1 protein-coding gene is annotated in these 15118 nt (G+C 74.4%); it reads right to left on the reverse strand.

Going from position 1 to position 15118, the window contains the following annotated elements; all coding sequences use genetic code 11:
- Positions 1-16: 16 nt before the first annotated feature.
- A complete protein-coding gene (locus ACWD3C_RS26785; RefSeq protein WP_451148154.1) occupies positions 17-15109 on the reverse strand; it encodes a type I polyketide synthase in 15093 nt (5030 codons plus the stop codon).
- Between the last annotated feature and the right edge of the window lie 9 nt (positions 15110-15118).

The raw sequence follows: 15118 nt of genomic DNA on the forward strand, positions 1-15118 counted from the left end.
GATGTGGGCGTGGGGTTCACGACATGCCGAGTTCGTTGTCGATGAACTCGAAGAGCTCGTCGTCGCTGGCCGTGTCCATCCGCTCCTGCAGGCGGTCTTGCGCCGCGTCACCGGTTCCCGGGCGCAGCCTGCTGATCAGGTCTTGGAGCCGGTTGAGCAGCTCCGGTCCGGCCGTGCCGCTGTCGAGGGCGCCTTCCAGCAGGCCGAGTTCGGCCAGGCCGGTGGTGTCGGCGGACGCGGGGTCGGGGTCGGTGCCCTCGGGGGCGAGTTCGACGGCCAACTGGCGGGCGATGGCACCGGATGTGGGGTGGTCGAAGAGCAGGGTGGCGGGCAACCGCAGTCCGGTGGCGGCGCCGAGCCGGTTGCGCAGTTCGACGGCGGTGAGCGAGTCGAAGCCGAGTTCCAGCAGCCCGCGTTCGGCATCCACCGACGCGGGGCCGGGGAAGCCGAGCACGGTGGCGGCGTGCCCGCGCACCAGGTCCAGCAGGGTGCGTTCGCGCCGGTGCTGGGGCTGTCCGGCCAGGGTGCGCCTGAGCGTGTCGGCCGCGTCCGGGGCCGCCTCGCCGACCGCCGCGCTACGGCGCGCGGGCGGGCGTACGAGTCCGCGCAGCAGAGCCGGAACGCCACCGATGCCGGTCTGGGCGGCCAGGGCCGTCGTGTCCAGCCGCAGGGGCAGGACGACGGGCTCGCCGGTGGCGTTGGCCGTGTCGAACAGGGCCGCGCCCTCGTCCGGGGAGAAGGCGACGATGCCGCCGCGGGCGATGCGCCGGAAGTCGGCCTCGTCGAGGCCTCCGCTCATGCCGCCCTTGTTGGCCCACAGGCCCCAGGCGAGCGACGCGGCGGGCAGGCCGCGCGTCCGACGGTGGTGGGCCAGCGCGTCCAGGAAGGAGTTGGCGGCCGCGTAGTTGCCCTGTCCCATGCCTCCGAGGATTCCGGCGATGGAGGAGAAGACGACGAACGCGGACAGATCCATGCCCTCGGTCAGCTCGTGGAGGTTCCAGGCGGCGTCGACCTTGGGCCGCAGGGCGGTGTCCAACTGGGCCGGCGTCATCGTGTCGACGACGCCGTCTGCGATCGTTCCCGCGGCGTGCACCACGGCGGTCAGCGGGTGGGCCTCGGGCAGCGAGTCGAGCAGTCGGGCCAGCGCGTCCCGGTCGGCGGCGTCGCAGGCCACGACCTCCGCATGGGCGCCGAGCGCGGCGAGGTCGACGACCAGGTCGACGGCGCCCTCGGCGACGGGCCCCCGGCGGCTGGTGAGCAGCATGCGCTTCACCCCGTGCTCGGCCGCCAGATGACGGGCGAGCACGGAGCCGATGGCGCCGGTGCCGCCGGTGATCAGGACCGTGCCGGGGCGTCCCCAGTCGGGTGTCTCAGGCTGCTCGGCGGCGGGTACCCGGGCCAGCCGGGCGATGTGCGCACGGCCGTCGCGCAGCGCGAGTTGGGGTTCGCCGGTGGCGACGGCGGCGGCGAGACCGTCCCGGGAGGACTCGGCTTCGTCGAGGTCGGCGAGGACGAAACGGCCCGGGTTCTCGGTCTGCGCGGAGCGCACCAGCCCCCACACGGCAGCGTGCGTCAGGTCCGGCGCGTCGCCGTCGGCGCTCACCGGTACGGCGTCCCGGGTGACGAGCACCAGCTTGGCGTCGGCGAATGTGTCGTCGGCCAGCCAGTCCCGTACGAGGGCGAGCGTGCGGCCGGTGACCTGCCGTACGGCATCGGCCCGGCCCTGCCCGGCCGGTGCGGCGGGGACGTGGGCGAGGACGACCGCAGGCGGGGCGGCCCCGTCGGCGACCTGTTGGGACAGCGCGCCGAGGTCGGTGGCGGAGCGGGTGATGCCGTGGGCCGCCCAGCCGGGTGCCTCGGTGCCGATGACGGCCCATCCGTCGGGGCCGGCGGCGGCCGGCTGGGGCAGCGCGGGCCATTCGACGCGGTAGAGGTCGTCGTGGTGTGCGGTCCGGGCGCCGCGTACCTGGTCCGGGGAGACCGGGCGGAGCACCAGGGACCGGATGGAGGCGACCGGTTGTCCGGCGGTGTCGGTGGCCTGGACGGAGACGGCGTTGTTCCCCACGGGGGTCAGCCGGATCCGCAGGGCGCGGGAGCCGGAGGCGTGCAGCTGTATGCCGTTCCAGGAGAACGGCAGCCACCCCTGGGTGGTGCCTTCGAGCACGCCGAAGATCAGCGAGTGCAGGGCGCTGTCGAGGAGGGCGGGATGCAGCCCGAACCGCGCGGCATCGGCCTGCTGCTCGGACGGCAGGCTCGCCTCCGCGTACACCTCCTCTCCGAGCCGCCACACCTCGCGCAGCCCCTGGAACGCGGGCCCGTATCCGAAGCCGCCCTCCGCGAACCGCTCGTACAACCCGTCCAGTTCCACCGGAACCGCACCCGCCGGCGGCCAGACCACGGACTCGCGCGGTTCCGCCTCCTCGGCGACGGGAACCAGCAGCCCCCGGGCGTGGCACGTCCACGGCAAGTCGGCGGACGACGTGTCCTCGGCCCGGGTGTGGACGCTGACCGGCCGGGCGCCCGAGGCGTCCGGGGCACCGACGGAGAGTTGCAGCACCACCGCGCCCCGGGCGGGGATCACCAGCGGGGCCTCCAGGGTGAGTTCCTCGACCTGGCCGCAGCCGACCTGGTCGCCCGCCCGGACCGCCAGTTCCAGCAGGGCGGTGGCCGGGAGGAGGGCGGTGCCGTAGACACCGTGGTCGGCCAGCCACGGGTGGGTGCGCACCGAGAGCCTGCTGGTGAACAGGACCCCGTCCGTGTCGGCGAGCGGGACGGCGGCGCCCAGCAGCGGGTGGTCGGCCGGGAGGAGCCCGGCGGCGGCCATGCCGCCGGCCGGTGCGGTGGCCTCCAGCCAGTAGCGCTCGCGCTGGAAGGCGTAGGTAGGCAGGTCGACCCGCCGGGCCGTGCCGGTGGCGGTGGCGGTGGCGGTGGCATTGGCTTCCAGGACCGCGGGCCAGTCCACAGCCGTGCCCCGGACGTGGAGGTGGGCGAGGGCATCGGTCACGGCACGGGTTTCCGGCCGGTCCTTGCGCAGCAGCGGCACCAGGGCGCCTGCGGCGGACGGGTCCGCCGGGTCCTCGAACCCGGAGGGGCTGTCGTCGGCGAGGCAGTCGCGTCCCATGGCGGTGAGCGAGCCGTCGGGGCCGAGTTCGAGATATGTCACGGCGCCTTCGGCGGCGAGCCGCCGCATGCCGTCGTGGAAGCGCACCGCCTCACGGACGTGCCGCACCCAGTACTCGGACGACCCCAGCTGCTCGGGGGTGGCCAGTTCGCCGGTGACGTCGGAGACCAGCGGAATGCGCGGCGCCTGGAACTCCAGGCTCTCGGCGACCCGCCGGAACTCGTCGAGCATGCCGTCCATGTGCGGCGAGTGGAACGCGTGGCTGACCGTGAGCCGCCGGGCCTTGCCGCCGCGGCCGCGCCACTGCTCAGCGATGTCCAGGACGGCATCCTCGTCGCCGGAGACGACGACGGAGGCCGGGCCGTTGACGGCGGCCACCGCGACCCGGCCCTCGGATGGGGCCAGCAGCGCTGCGACGTCCTCCTCGGAGGCGGTCAAAGCGACCATGGCGCCGCCCTCGGGCAGTGCCTGCATCAGCCGGCCCCGGGCCGCGACCAGCTTGGCGGCGTCGGGTGCCGACAGCACCCCGGCCACGTGCGCGGCCGCCAGCTCGCCGATCGAGTGCCCGAGCAGCAGGTCCGGCACCACGCCCCAGTGCTCGACCAGGCGGAAGAGGGCGACCTCCACCGCGAAGAGGGCCGGTTGCGTGTACTCCGTGCGGTCCAGCAGGGCCGCCGCGTCCGAACCTGCGGGGGCGAAGACCACCTCGCGCAGCGGCCGGTCCAGCAGCGGGTCCAGTTCGGCACAGATCTCGTCGAAGGCGTCCGCGAAGACGGGGTGGCGGGTGTACAGCTCGGCGCCCATTCCGGCACGCTGGCTGCCCTGCCCGGTGAAGACGAACGCGGTCTTGCCGGCCACGGCCGTGCCCTGTGTCACGCCAGGCGCGTTCCCGGCGGTGGCGAGCGCCTTCAGGCCGCGGGTCAGCGCCTCGCGGCTGTCGCCCACGACGGCGCCCCGGTACTCGAAGGCACTGCGGCCGGTGGCCAGCGTGTGCGCGATGTCGGCGGGACGCAGGCCGGGACGGGCGTCAACGTGTTCCAGCAGTCGCTGGGCCTGGGCCCGCAGGGCGACCCGGCTCCGGGCCGACAGCAGCCACGGCAGGACAACCCCGTCACCTTCGTCGCCCCCACCGGCCTCGGCGGGACGCTCGTCGGCGCTCTCCGGCTCCACCACACCGTCCGGTGCGTACTCGTCCGGAACGTGTTCCAGGATCGTGTGCGCGTTGGTGCCGCTGACGCCGAAGGACGAGATCGCGGCCCGGCGCGGATGGCCGTTGTCCGGCCACGGGGTGTCTTCGGTGAGCAGCGACACGGCACCCGCCGACCAGTCGACGAACGGGGTCGGCGCGTCGACGTGGAGGGTCCGCGGCAGGACTCCGTGCCGCATGGCCAGCACCATCTTCTGCAGGCCCACGATACCGGCGGCGGCCTGCGCGTGCCCGATGTTGGACTTGAGAGAGCCGAGCAGCAGCGGCCGTTCCGCAGGCCGGTCCTGCCCGTACGTGGCCAGCAGCGCCTGCGCCTCAATGGGGTCGCCGAGTTTCGTGCCGGTGCCGTGCGCCTCCACCGCGTCGACCTCGGCGCTGCTCAGCCCCGCGGACGCGAGGGCCTGGCGGATGACGCGCTGTTGGGAAGGGCCGTTGGGCGCGGTGAGCCCGTTGCTGGCACCGTCCTGGTTGACCGCCGAGCCCCGGACCAGGGCCAGCACCGGGTGGCCGTTGCGCCGGGCGTCCGACAGCCGCTCCAGTACGACCATTCCGGCGCCCTCGGCCCAGGCGGTACCGTCGGCCGCCGCCGCGAAGGGCTTGCAGCGGCCGTCGGCGGCGAGGCCGCGCTGCCTGCTGAACTCGATGAACGCGCCGGGGGTGGACATCACCGTGACACCGCCTGCCAGGGCGAGCGAGCACTCACCACCGCGCAGCGCCTGGGCCGCCAGGTGCACGGCGACCAGCGAGGACGAGCAGGCCGTGTCGACGGTGACCGCCGGGCCCTCCAGCCCGAAGGTGTAGGCGATCCGGCCGGAGGCGACGCTGCCCGCGCTGCCGATGCCGAGGTAGCCCTCGATCTCCTCGGAGGGCTGCTGGACGCGGGAGCCGTAGTCGCGGTAGCTGGAGCCCACGAAGACCCCGGCCCGGCTGCCCTTCAGCGTCGCCGGGTCGATGCCGGCCCGTTCGAACGCCTCCCAGGAGATCTCCAGCAGCAGCCGCTGCTGCGGGTCGATCGCCAGCGCCTCACGCGGGGAGATCCCGAAGAACGCCGGGTCGAAGTGGTCCGCGTCGTGCAGGAAGCCGCCCTCGCGGGCGTACGTCCGGCCGGCCTTCTCCGGGTCGGGGTCGTACAGCTCGTCGAGGTCCCAGCCACGGCCGGTGGGGAACTCGGTGATGGCGTCGGAGCCCGACGTCACCAGCCGCCACAGGTCCTCCGGGGTCGTGACGCCGCCTGGGTAGCGGCAGCTCATCGCGACGACGGCGATGGCGTCGTCGTCCACGGTGGCGGGGGCGGCCGGGGCGGCGGTCACCGTCGATACCAGTACTGGTGCCGTACCGCCCAGTTCGGACCGTACGTGGTCCACCAGGGCCGTGACGGTGGGGTGGTCGAAGACCAGGGTCACCGACAGGCGCAGCCCGGTGACCTCGGAGAGCCGGTTGCGCAGGTCGACGGCGGTGAGCGAGTCGAAGCCGAGGTCCTTGAAGACCCGGTCGGGGTCGATGTCGGCGGGGTCGGGGTAGCCGAGGACGGCAGCGACCTCGGTACGGACCAGGCGGGTCAGTTCCTCCTGCCGCTCCTGCGCGGACAGTGCCGCGAGGCGTCCGGCGAAGGAGTCCGCTTCCGGGTCCTGCCGGTCGGCGCCCGCGGCGGCCAGGATGTCGCGGGCCTCGGGCAGTTCGCGCAGGGCCGCGCTGGGCCGCAGTGCGGTGTAGGCGGGTGCGAACCGGTCCCAGGCGAAGTCGCAGAGCACCAGCCTGGTCTCGGCCCGGTCCACGGCCTGTTCGAGGGCGATGACCGCCACTTCCGGGTCCATCGGCGGGAGGCCGTTGCGTACCAGCCGTTCCCGGGCGGAGTTGGCGGCGCTGTCGCCCGCCCACAGGCCCCAGGCCACGGAGGTGGCCGGAAGGCCGAGTGAGCGTCGCTGCTCGGCGAGGGCGTCCAGGAACGCGTTGGCCGCGGCGTAGCTGCCCTGTCCGGTGCCGCCGAGGGTGCCGGCGAGCGAGGAGAACAGGACGAACGCGGTCAGGTCCAGGTCGCGGGTGAGGGCGTCCAGGTTGAGGGCGGCGTCCATCTTGGGGCGCAGGACCGCGGCGGCCCGTTCGGGGGTGAGGGCGTCGAGGACACCGTCGTCCAGGACACCGGCGGCGTGCACGACGGCGCGCAGAGGGCGGTCCTCGGGGATGCCGGCGAGCAGGGCGGCGAGCGCGTCCCGGTCGGCGGCGTCACAGGCGGCGACCTCCGTGTGGGCGCCGAGGTCTGCGAGTTCGGCGACCAGTTCCGCGGCGCCGGGTGTGTCAGGGCCTCGGCGGCCGGTGAGCAGCAGGTGCCGGGCGCCGGAGCGGGCGAGCCGGCGTGCGACGTGGGCGCCGAGGGCGCCGGTGCCGCCGGTGATCAGTACGGTGCCGCTGGGTTTCCAGGCGACCTCTGTCGTCTCCTCGACCGGCAGGGCCCGGACGAGCCTGCGGCCGTAGACCCCCGAGGGCCGGATCGCGATCTGGTCCTCGCCGTCGAGGCCCGCCAGTACGGCAGCCAGTCGGCCGCCGGAGCGGTCGTCCAGGTCGGACGGCAGGTCGATCAGTCCGGCCCACCGCTCCGGGTACTCCACGCCCGCCACGGCGCCGAGCCCCCACACCGTCGCCTGGGCCGGAGCGGTGAGGGCGTCGGAGCGTCCGACGGACACCGCGCCGCTGGTCGCGGACCACAGCGGGGCGTTGATCCCGGCGTCGCCGAGTGCCTGGAGCAGGGTGGTGGTGAGGGCGAGTCCGGCCGGCAGCGCGGACCCGTCGGCGTACGGCTCCTCGGCGAGGGCGAGCAGCGAGAGCACGCCGCCGTCCGGGGCGGCCAAGGCGCCCAGCCGGGCGGCGAGTTCGGCCCGGTCGGCGTCAGCGGTACCGATCTCGACGGGTACGGCGGAGGCGCCGTGCCGCTCAAGGGCCCGCAGGGCACCCGTCACCACCGGGAGGGTGGCCGCGCCGGCCGGTACGACGACCCACCAGGTGCCGGTGAGGGCGGGTGTGCCGGGGGCGAGGTGCAGGGGCTTGAAGGTGACGCGGTAGCGCCAGCCGTCGATGGTGGTGCGGCCTCGGCGGCCGCGCTGCCAGTCGGCGAGCGCGGGAAGCACGCCGCCCAGGGAGGCCCGAGCCGTCTCGTCCTCGTCCGGCAGGTTCAACGCGGCGGCGACGGCGGGGAGGTCGTTCCGTTCGACGGCGTCCCAGAAGGCCGTGTCGGCCGGCTGCGCACCGGCCTGGACGGCGGTGCCGTCGGCGGGCGCGGCGCTGGGCTCCAGCCAATACCGCTGCCGCTGGAAGGCGTAGGTGGGCAGTTCGACGGTGCGGGCGTCGGTGCCCGCGAACACAGCCCGCCAGTCCACCGGGACACCGTGGACGTGCGGCCCGGACAGGGCGGCCAGGAACCGGTCGGGGCCGCCGTCATCCGTGTGCAGGGTGCCGGTGACGCGTCCGGCGACGTCCGCCGCCTCCAGGCTCTTCTCGAGCCAGACGTTCAGCACGGGATGCGGGCTGGCCTCGACGAAGGTGTCGTGACCGGCGTCGATCAGCGCGGCGACGGTCCGGTGGAACTCCACGGGCTCGCGGAGGTTGCGGTACCAGTACTCGGTGTCCAGGGCCGTGGTGTCGAGGGCGCCCCCGGTCACGGTGGAGTAGAAGGCGATGTCGGTCCGGCGCGGTGTCACCCCGGCGAGCGCGTCCAGCAGTTCCTGGCGCAACTCGTCCACCTGGGGCGAGTGCCCGGCGAAGGTCACGCCCGGGATCATCCACCGCATGACGCCGTCCTCGGACAGCCGCTCGCCGAACTCTTCGAGGGCCTCCGGGTCACCGGAGACGGTCACGGAGGCGGGCCCGTTGACGGCGGCGACCGACAGGCGGTCGCCCCAGGGCGCCAGCCGCTCGCGTACCTCCTCGTCGGGCAGGGCGACGAAGAGCATCGCGCCCCGGTCGACCAGCGCGGTCAGGATCCTGCTGCGCAGCGCGACGACCTTGGCACCGTCCTCCAGGGACAGCGCCCCGGCCACCACAGCGGCGGCGATCTCACCCTGACTGTGCCCGACGACGGCCGACGGCTCGACGCCGTACGACCGCCACAGCGCGGCCAGCGACACCATCACGGAGAACAGCACCGGCTGGACCACGTCGACCCGGTCCAGCGAAGGCGCGTCGGGCTCATCGCGCAGCACGCCCGTCAACGACCAGTCCACGTACGGCGACAGGGCACGCTCGCACTCCGCGATCCGCTCCGCGAAGACCGGGGCGGAGTCCAGCAGCCCCACCGCCATGCCCGTCCACTGCGTCCCCTGGCCGGGGAAGACGAAGGCGGTACGGCCCAAAGTGGCCGCGGTGCCGTGGACGACGGCGGGGTCCTGCTGCCCGGCGGCGAGTGCGGCGAGGCCGGTCAGCAGGCTGTCACGGTCGGTGCCGACGACGACGGCGCGGTGTTCGAACGCGGACCTGGTGGTGGCCAGCGTGTGGCCGACGTCGACGGGCCGCAGCTCCGGACGGTCCGTCAGCTGGGCGTGCAGTCGCGCGGCCTGCTCGCGCAGCGCCTCCGGGGTCCGGGCGGAGAGCAGCCACGGGACGGCCGCCCCGAGCGCGCTCCCCTCGGGTGCCCGGCCGCGCTCCGCGTCCTGCGGCACCGCTCCGGCTTCTTCGTCGTACGACTGCTCCGGGGCCTGCTCGATGATCACGTGGGCGTTGGTGCCGCTGAGCCCGAAGGAGGAGACTCCGGCGCGGCGCGGGTGGCCGTTGCGGGTCCACGGCCTGCGTTCCGTCAGGAGTTTCACGGCGCCCGCCGACCAGTCGACGTTGGGTGTCGGCTCCTCGGCGTGCAGGGTGCGGGGCAGTACTTCGTGGCGCATCGCCTGGACCATCTTGATGATCCCGGCGACGCCCGCGGCGGCCTGGCTGTGCCCGATGTTGGACTTGAGCGAGCCGAGCAGCAACGGCCGGTCGGCGGGCCGGTCCTGACCGTACGTCGCCAGCAGCGCCTGCGCCTCGATCGGGTCCCCCAGCCGGGTCCCCGTACCGTGCGCCTCCACGACGTCCACCTCGGCAGACGGCACACCCGCGCCGGCGAGCGCGCTGCGGATGACCCGCTGCTGTGCCAGGCCGCTGGGTGCGGTCAGGCCGTTGCTGGCGCCGTCCTGGTTGACCGCCGAGCCCCGTACGAGGGCCAGCACGGGGTGGCCGTTGCGGCGGGCGTCCGACAACCGCTCCAGCAGCAGCAGTCCGACCCCCTCGGCCATGCCGAAGCCGTCGGCGCCTGCGGAGAAGGACTTGCAGCGGCCGTCGGCGGCGAGGCCGCGCTGCCTGCTGAATCCGGTGAAGGACAGCGGGGTGCCCATCACGGTCGTGCCGCCCGCGAGCGCCAGGGAGCACTCGCCGGAGCGCAGGGCCTGGGCCGCCAGGTGCACGGCGACCAGCGAGGACGAGCAAGCCGTGTCGACGGTGACGGCCGGGCCTTCGAGGCCGAGGGTGTAGGCGATGCGGCCGGACAGGATGCTGGTGGAGATGCCGGCGATGAGGTGGCCCTCCACCTCCTCGGGTACGTCGCTCAGACCGCCGTAGCCCTGGTAGGCGGCACCGGCGAACACGCCGACCTGGCCGCCGCGCAGGGAGGCGGGATCGATGCCGGCCCGCTCCAGAGCCTCCCAGGAGGTCTCAAGGAGCAGCCGCTGCTGCGGGTCCATGGCCAGCGCCTCACGCGGCGAGATGCCGAAGAAGGCGGGGTCGAACTGCCCGGCGTCGTAGAGGAATCCGCCTTCGGCGCTGTAGGTGGTGCCGGGCCGGTCGGGGTCGGTGTCGTACAGGCCGTCCAGGTCCCAGCCGCGGTCGGCGGGCAGTCCGGAGATGACGTCCCGGCCCTCGGCGACGAGCCGCCAGAGGTCCTCCGGGGTCCGTACGTCGCCGGGGTAGCGGCAGCTCATCGCGACGATGGCGATCGGGTCGTCGGCATCGGCGCGCACCTGGGCGGGGACGGCCGGCAGGGCCGGGGCGGCGGTGTCGGGGCCGAGGAGTTCCTCGCGCAGATGCCGGGCGAGCGCGGTGGCCGAGGCGTAGTCGAACAGGACGGTGAGCGGGAGCCGCAGGCCGGTGGCCGCGTTGAGCCGGTTGCGCATCTCCACGGCGGTCAGCGAGTCGAAGCCCAGCTCGCGGAAGGCCCGTTCGGGGGCGATGGCGTCGGCGGAACCGTGGCCGAGTACGCCGGCCGCGTGGCCGCGTACGAGGTCGGTGAGCAGGCGGTCGCGGTCCGCCGGGGGCAGGTCCGCGATCCGGTCGCGCAGCGAGGAGGCGGTGTCGTCGCCGTCCTGGCTGGGGGCGGTCTCCTCGGCGAGTGCGCGGCGGACCTCGGGCAGGTCACCGATGAGCGGGCTGGGCCGGGCCGAGGTGAACACAGGCGCGAAGCGGTCCCAGTCGACGGCGGTGACAAGGACGACGGTCTCGTCGTCGGTGAGGACCTGCTGGAGGCCGGACAGTGCGACCTGGGGGGCCATGAAGGGGATGCCGCGGCTGCGCAGCTGCTCCTCGACGAGGTTGGCGGCCATGCCCGCGCCGCCCTCGGGGTCCCAGATGCCCCACACGACGGAGGTGGCGGTGCGGCCCCGGGCCCTGCGCCGGTCGGCGAGTGCGTCGAGGTAGGCGTTGGCGGAGGCGTAGGCGCCGTGGTCGGCGCTGCCCCAGACGCCGGAGATGGAGGAGAACAGGACGAAGGAGTCCAGGTCGTCCCGGTCGAAGACGGCGTCGAGGTTGGCGGCACCGGCGACCTTGGCGTAGAGGATGTCGGCGAACTCGTCGGGGTCGGTGTCGGACAGCGGCACGAGCAGGCCGGTGCCGGCGGCGTGGATGACGGTCCCGATCCGGGAGCCGTCCTGTTCGAGCCCGGCCACCAGTTCGGTGAGCCGGTCCCGGTCGGCGACGTCGCAGGCGGCGACGGTGACCTTGGTACCGAGCGCGGTCAGTTCGGCGGCCAGGTCGGCCGCGCCGGGTGCGTCGGCGCCCCGGCGGCCGACCAGGACGAGGTGTTCGGCGCCGCCCTCGGCCAGCCGGCGAGCGAGGTGCGCGCCTACGCCGCCGGTGCCGCCGGTGACCAGTACAGTGCCGCGCGGCTGCCAGGCGTCCGTGCGGGCGGTGTCGGCGGGCCGGGCGCGGACCAGCCGCCTGCCGTACGCGCCGGAGTGGCGTACGGCGATCTGGTCTTCGCCGTCCCGGCCTGCCAGGGCGCGGCACAGCCGGGCGGCGGCCCGCTCGTCGAGCGTGTCGGGCAGGTCGACCAGACCGCCCCAGCGCTGCGGGTGCTCCAGCGCGGCGCACCGGCCGAGGCCCCAGACCAGGTGCTGTCCGGGGCTGGTCACCGCGTCGTCGCGGCCCGCCGTGACCGCTCCCCGGGTGGCGCACCAGAGCGGGGCGGTGACGGCGCTGTCGCCGAGTGCCTGCACGAGGGTCAGGGTGAGCGCGGTGCCGAGGGGGAGGTGAGGGTGGCCCGGATGGGGCCGCTCGTCCAGGGCGAGCAGCGAGAGGACGCCGGAGACCGGGCCGGCCTGGCCTGCCGCCTCGGACAGCCGGGCGGTCAGCGCCGCCCTGTCGGTGTCGGCTTCGGTCAGAACGACCGGTACGGGGACGGCTCCGGCCTCGCGGAGCGCCTGGAGGGTGGCGTCCTGCGCCGGGTCGCCGTCCGTGGCGTCGGTGACCGCGACCAGCCAGGTGCCGGTCAGGGCGGCGGTGCGGCCCGGCGTGGCGTCGGCGAGGGGGCGCCAGTCGATCCGGTAGCGCCAGGAGTCCACGGTCGCGCGTTCGTCACGCCGCCTGCGCCAGTCCGCGAGGGCGGGCAGTACGACGGTCAGCGGGTCCTCGGGGCGGACGCCGAGCGTCGTGGTGAGCGCCGGGAGGTCCTGTCCGCCGACACTCTCCCAGAAGGCGGCGTCCGCGGGGTCGGTGGCGCCGACGGCTTGCTCCGTACCGGCCGGGGGCCGTTCCAGCCAGTACCTGCGTCGTTGGAAGGGGTACGTGGGCAGGTCCACGGCGTCGTCCGGGTGCCCGGAGAACAGGGTGTTCCAGTCCGGTGCGAGTCCGCCGGTGTGGGCCTCGGCGAGGGAGAGCAGGAAGCGGTCGAGACCGCCCTGGTCCCGGCGGAGGGTGCCGACGGCGACGGCGTCGGACTCCTCGGCCTCGGCGGTCTGGCTGATGCCCACGGTGAGCACCGGGTGGGCGCTGGACTCGACGAAGAACCGGAATCCCTGGGCGAGCAGAGTGCGGGTGGCCTCCTCGAACCGCACCGTCTGTCGCAGGTTGCGGTACCAGTACTCGGCGTCGAGCGCGTCGGAGTGCTGCCAGCGCAGGTCCACGGTGGAGAAGAACGGCACCCGGCCCGTCGTCGGCGCGATGTCCGCGAGACACTCCAGGAGCCGCTCGCGGATCTCCTCGACGTGCGCGGAGTGGGAGGCGTAGTCGACCGGGATCCGGCGGGCTCGCATGTCCTCGGCCTGCAGCTCGGCCACGATGCCGTCGATCGCCTCGGTGTCGCCCGCCAGCACGGTGGCGGCCGGGCCGTTGGCGGCGGCGACGGAGAGCCTGCCGTCCCACTGCTCAAGACGGCCGGTCAGCTCCTCCGGCGGCAGTGGAACCGAGGCCATTCCGCCCCGGCCCGCGAGGGTGATCAGGGCCTGGCTGCGCAGGGCGACGACCTTGGCGCCGTCCTCCAGGGACAGCGCCCCCGCGACAACTGCGGCGGCGATCTCGCCCTGCGAGTGACCGAGTACGGCGTCCGGCTCCACTCCGGCCGAGCGCCACAGCGCGGCCAGCGAGACCATCACGGCCCACAGCGCGGGCTGGACCACGTCGACCCGTTCCAGCGGCGGGGTGCCGGGGTCGCCGCGCAGGACGGCGGCGAGCGACCAGTCCACGTGGGGGGCGAGGGCGCGTTCGCATGCGGCCATGCGGTCGGCGAAGACCGGCGAGGAGTCGAGCAGGCCGAGCGCCATGCCGGCCCACTGGGATCCCTGCCCGGGGAACACGAACACGGTGCGACCGGCGGGTCCCGCGAGACCGCGGACCACGTTGGCGGCCTCGCTCCCGGTCACCAGTCCGTTGAGTCCCGTACGGAATCCGTCCGGGTCGCCCGCGACCACCACGGCGCGGTGCTCGAACGGCGACCGGCTGGTTGCGAGCGCCCGTGCGACAGCGCCGACGCCGAGGCCGGGGTCCGCATCGACGAAGTCGACGAGGGAGAGCAGCTGCCGCGCCCGCTCGGTCAGTGCCTCCTCGCTGCGGGCGGAGAGGACCCAGGGCACCAGCGGCAGCGGGTCGTGGGATTCAGGCTCCGTGGTTTCGGCGGGGGCGCGGTCCTCCGACGGGGACGACGCCTCCCCCAGAATGCGGTCTTCCGACTGGGGCGCCTCCTCCAGGATCACGTGGGCGTTGGTGCCGCTCACACCGAACCCGGACACGGCGGCGCGGCGGGGGCGGTCGGGATCGGCGGGCCAGGACCGCTCGTCGGTCAGCAGCTCCACCGCGCCCGAGGACCAGTCGACCTGCGGCGTCGGCTCGTCCACGTGCAGCGTCCGGGGCAGCACCCCGTGCCGCAACGCCTCCACCATCTTGATCACACCGCCCACCCCGGCAGCCGCCGAGGTGTGCCCGATGTTGGACTTGAGCGAGCCGAGCAGCAGCGGCCGCTCCGCAGGCCGGTCCTGGCCGTACGTGGCCAGCAGCGCCTGCGCCTCGATCGGGTCCCCCAGCCGGGTCCCCGTGCCGTGCGCCTCCACCGCGTCCACGTCACCGGGCAACAGCCGGGCGTCGGCCAGCGCCGCACGGATCACCCGCTGCTGCGAAGGACCGTTCGGCGCCGTCAGCCCATTGCTCGCCCCGTCCTGGTTCACCGCGCTGCCGCGCACGACCGCCAGCACCTGGTGGCCGTTGCGACGGGCGTCCGACATCCGCTCCAGCAGCAGCACGCCGACGCCCTCGGACCACGAGGTGCCGTCGGCCCCGGCCGCGAAGGCCTTGCAACGGCCGTCGGGTGCCAGGGCGCGCTGGCGGCTGAAGGCGACGTAGGGGTCGGGGTGCGGCATGACGGTGACACCGCACGCGAGGGCGAGGTCGCACTCGCCGGAGCGCAGCGCCCGTATCGCGAGATGCAGGGCGACCAGCGAGGACGAGCACGCGGTGTCCACGGTCACCGCCGGGCCCTCAAGGCCCAGGGTGTAGGAGATCCGGCCGGAGATCACGCTGCCTGCGGTGCCGGTGTGGAGCAGGCCCTGGACGTCGGACTGGTCGCGGGAGCCGTCGCCGTACCCGTTCGTCATGGCGCCGACGAAAACGCCGGTCGCGGTGCCCTTCAGCGTCGTCGGGTCGACACCCGCGCGTTCCAGCGTCTCCCAGGAGGTCTCCAGCAGCAGCCGCTGCTGCGGGTCGGTGGCGAGGGCCTCGCGCGGCGACATGCCGAAGAACGCGGCGTCGAACTCCCCCGCTTCGTGCAGGAATCCGCCGTGCCGGGTGTAGGAGGTGCCCGGCCGGTCCGGGTCCGGGTCGTAGAGGGCGGCCGTGTCCCAGCCCCGGTCGGCCGGCCATTCGGAGATGGCGTCGGTGCCGGAGGAGACCATGTCCCACAGCTGTTCGGGGTTGTTGGCGCCGCCGGGGTAGCGGCAGCTCATCGAGACGATCGCGATCGGCTCGTGCCTGGCGTCCTCCTCATCGCGCAGTCGCTGGCGCGCCTGCCCGAGGTCCGCGGTCGCCCGCCTGAGGTACTCAAGAAGCTTCTGTTCGTCCGGCATCTTCGCGGT

It is taken from the genome of Streptomyces sp. NPDC002845 (genome assembly GCF_053591955.1).

What these genes read in the sequence shown, in the direction of transcription:
- ACWD3C_RS26785 (WP_451148154.1), bottom strand. Translation starts at nt 15,109, where the DNA reads ATGCCGGACGAACAGAAGCTTCTTGAGTACCTCAGGCGGGCGACCGCG.